Source organism: Streptomyces blattellae (genome assembly GCF_009709555.1).
GTDB classification, from domain to species: Bacteria; Actinomycetota; Actinomycetes; order Streptomycetales; family Streptomycetaceae; genus Streptomyces; species Streptomyces blattellae.
The window spans coordinates 1-2,822 of record NZ_WJBG01000026.1 but is presented as its reverse complement, the minus strand read 5'-3'; the positions used below and the strand labels follow the sequence as shown (position 1 = coordinate 2,822).

Annotated in this window: 3 protein-coding genes; all 3 read right to left on the bottom strand. The window is 73.1% G+C overall.

Features of this window, described 5'->3' with window-relative positions; translation table 11 throughout:
* Nucleotides 1-168: 168 nt before the first annotated feature.
* Nucleotides 169-885 (bottom strand): maleylpyruvate isomerase family mycothiol-dependent enzyme, encoded by a 717-nt coding sequence (locus tag GFH49_RS00845; RefSeq protein WP_155053785.1) that lies wholly within the window; start codon nt 883-885, stop codon nt 169-171.
* Entirely contained in the window at nt 882-2,573 is a 1,692-nt protein-coding gene (locus tag GFH49_RS00840; protein WP_155053784.1) for a (2,3-dihydroxybenzoyl)adenylate synthase, read from the bottom strand. The genes GFH49_RS00845 and GFH49_RS00840 overlap by 4 nt, the downstream gene beginning before the upstream one ends.
* Nucleotides 2,574-2,619: 46 nt before the next feature.
* Nucleotides 2,620-2,822: hypothetical protein (locus GFH49_RS39185; RefSeq protein WP_196217811.1), on the bottom strand; the 203-nt coding region annotated here is incomplete at its 5' end.

Below are 2,822 nucleotides of genomic sequence, written 5' to 3'. Positions count from 1 at the left end.
CCTACGCGGCCCTGGCCCTCACCGGCAGCCTCGTGGACGATCACCCCACGGCCGGTCGCTGGATCGGCTCGGTCGCCTTCCTGCTCGCGGGCCTCTACCAGCCGGACCCCCGCGAGGGAGACCCGGCCGGCTCCAGGTTCCGGTGCCCAGGTGTGCAGCCCCGGTGCGTCAGAGCCAGGGTGGCAGGGTCACCGGGGCGGCGGGGCGGGGTGCGCGGCCGGTTGTCCAGGCCAGCAGGTCTGCCGCCGGTGCCTCGACCACGGGCGCGGGATCGGCCGGTGTCGGGCCGACGTCCCAGGTGCGGTCGCGGTCGGCCGGGGCGAGACGGACCGCCGGGCATGCGGGGCGGGTGGAGAGGGTGGCCGTGACGTCGTCGAGGAGGGCGTCGGTCAGGCCGGCGGGGAGGTCTGCGAAAGCGACAGTCGCTCCTGATGCCAGGTCGATCGCGTGCAGCCACACCTCACGCACCCGCATCCAGGGGATCTCGGCGGCGGGGATCGTGCGCCCCAACGCGCTCCTGACCTCGGCCTGCCACGTCGTCCCGTCGAGGGCCGCCAACGCGTCCTCCAGTTCCGCCGCCGTGGACACCAGCTGAGACCGGAGGGCCGCGGGAGGAAGCGTCGCCGAGGACTCGATCTCGGCGGCACGTTGCTCCCGGTCGGCGTACATCGGAGTGGGGACGCCCGTGCGGGCCCACGTGGAGAGGCGGACGAGGGCCTCGGCGTTGCGGGCCACGTGGCCGAGGACGTGGGCGCGGGTCCAGGCGGGGAGGGCGCTGGGTGTACCGAAGTCGTCGTCGGTGAGGCCGGCGGCCGCGCGGACCAGCGCGGCGGTGCCCTCACGCATCCACGGCAGCGTGACGGTCAGATCATGGCGGTCGGTCATGAGGTGACGCTCCCTGTACGCCCATCGCCGCTGCCCATACGCGCCACGATGTCCGCGCGCAGCGCCTTCTTGTCGATCTTTCCCACCTTCGTGGACGCCAGCTCCTCCACCACCACGAGGTGTTCGGGCAGCTTGAAGCGGGCCGCACCGGCCGCTTCCATGGCGGCGCGGATCCTGTCCAGGGTCGGGGCGGGGCGGCCCGGTGCGGGGACGACGTAGAGGCAGACCCGTTCGCCCAGGTTGGCGTCGGGCATCGCCACGGCCGCCACCTGGCCGACGTCGGTGAGCTCGTAGACGAGGTTCTCGATCTCCTCCGCGGAGACCTTCTCGCCGCCCCTGTTGATCATGTCCTTGTCGCGGCCCTCGACCACGAGGTTGCCCTCCGGCGTACGGCGGCAGATGTCGCCGCTGCGGTACCAGCCGTCGGCCGTGAACGCCCGGCTGTTGTGCTCGGCGGCCCGGTAGTAGCCGCGGGGGGTGTACGGGCCGCGGGTGAGGAGGGAGCCGGGCTCGCCGTCGGCGACGTCGTGGTCGAGTTCGTCGACCAGGCGGACCTCGTCGTCCGGGCACATGGGGCGGCCCTGCGTGGTGCAGATGATCTCCTCGGGGTCATCGAGGCGGGTGTAGTTCAGCAGGCCCTCCGCCATGCCGAACACCTGCTGGAGTGTCGTGTCGAAGACCGGGCGGATCCGGCGGGCCAGTTCGTCGGCCAGCCGTGAGCCGCCGACCTGGAGGACCCGCAGCGTGTCCAGTCGGTCGGACCCGTGCTGCTCGGCGTGTTCCAGCCAGCGGCCGGCGACGGCCGGGACGACGGCCGTGTGCGTGACCCCCTCGTCCGCGATCGTGGCGAAGGCCCGCACCGGATCCGGGCTGGGCAGCATCACCACCCGGCCGCCGGACAGCAGGGTGCCCAGGATGCCGGGGCAGGCGAGCGGGAAGTTGTGGCCGGCGGGCAGGCTCACCAAGTAGACGGAGTCCTGGTCGAGGGCGCTGACCTCGGCGCTCGCCCGCGCGTTGTACGCGTAGTCGTCGTGGGTACGGGCGATCAGCTTCGGCAGGCCGGTCGTGCCGCCGGAGAGGAGGAAGACGGCCACCTCACGGCTGTCGGGCGCGGCGGCGTCCAGGCTGGCCCGGTCCGCGGCCGGGTCCGGCCCCGGCGCGCACAGGGCTCGCAGGTCCACGCTGCCGGCGCCGATCTCGTCCCCGGCGACCAGGACGTGCCACGGACCCGGGATCTCCTTGCCGAGTTCGTGGGCCAGTGTCTGGTGGTCGAAGTCGCGCAGCCGGTCGGGTACGGCGATGGCGGCGGCCTCGGCGTGGGCGGCCAGGTAGGCCAGTTCGAGGCCGCGGTGGGCGGGGAGGGCCATCACCGGCACGATGCCGGCGCGCAGGCAGGCCCAGGTCAGGACGGTGAACTCCCATCCGTTGGACAGCTGGACCACGATCCGGTCGCCGGGGGCGAGGCCGAGGCCGAGCAGCCGCAGCGCCAACGCGTCGGCGCGGTCGGCCAGTTCGGCGTAGGTCAGGCGGAGGTCGCCGGCCACGAGCGCGGTCTCGTCCGGGGTGCGGTCGGCGCTCTCGCGCAGCAGATCGCCCAGCGTGCGGCCCGCCCAGTAGCCGGCCGCGGTGTAGCGGTCGGCGTCGGCCTTCGGCCAGGGAACCGTTCCCTCACTGGTGGGTGCGGCCATCAGCAATCACCTCTTCTCGCAGCTTCTCGCAGCTTCTTGCAGCGACTCAGCGGGTCTCGACCGTCTCGACCGTTTCGATCGTCTCAGCGATCTCGGCCGTCTCGGCCGTCTCAGCCGTCTCGGCCGTCTCAGCCGTCTCAGCCGTCTCAGCGGCCGTCTCAGCCGTCTCAGCGGCCGTCTCGGCCATCTCGGCCGTCTCAGCCGTCTCAGCCGTCTCAGCGGCCGTCTCGGCCGTCTCAGCGATCTCGG

What these genes read in the sequence shown, in the direction of transcription:
- GFH49_RS00845 (WP_155053785.1), bottom strand. Translation starts at nt 885, where the DNA reads ATGACCGACCGCCATGATCTGACCGTCACGCTGCCGTGGATGCGTGAG.
- GFH49_RS00840 (WP_155053784.1), bottom strand. Translation starts at nt 2,573, where the DNA reads ATGGCCGCACCCACCAGTGAGGGAACGGTTCCCTGGCCGAAGGCCGAC.